Annotated in this window: 1 protein-coding gene; it reads right to left on the bottom strand. The window is 37.8% G+C overall.

Annotated features, from left to right (window positions below; translation table 11 throughout):
- The coding region (locus ACFIO5_RS13590) for a preprotein translocase subunit SecY (protein ID WP_375705704.1) at positions 1–502 on the bottom strand (502 nt) is incomplete at both ends.

The following is a 502-nucleotide window of genomic DNA, read 5'->3' as shown; positions in this document are numbered from 1 at the left end:
GGCTGTCCGTGACCAAGAGAATAAGAAATAGCTTGAACCCATTGTGGCATTTTATCAGAAAAATTATTAACAGTTGCAGGTAATAACAACAAAGAGGAAGCAAAAATCGGTGGAATAACACCAGCAGTATTCAGCTTTAAAGGAAGATGTGACATATCACCTTGAAACATCTGGTTACCAACCTGACGTTTCGGATACTGAATAAGGATACGTCGTTGTGCTCGCTCAACAAAAACAATAATTGCGATGACAGAAACCGCAATAAAAATGATTGTTATGAACAAAAAAGTTGATAAATCAGCTTGACTATGAGCAGTCAAGAGTTGAGCAAAAGTAGAAGGGAGATTAGCCACAATACCTGTAAAAATAATAAGAGAAACCCCATTACCAACACCACGTGATGTAATTTGTTCGCCAAGCCACATGAGAAACATTGTCCCACCAACAAGGGTAATAACGGAAGAAATACGGAACATAAAACCGGGTTCTAAAACAATTTGAA

It is taken from the genome of Bartonella sp. AA86SXKL (genome assembly GCF_042196885.1).
The sequence above is the reverse complement of the archived record's forward strand: the minus strand, read 5'-3'. Positions and strand labels throughout refer to the sequence as shown.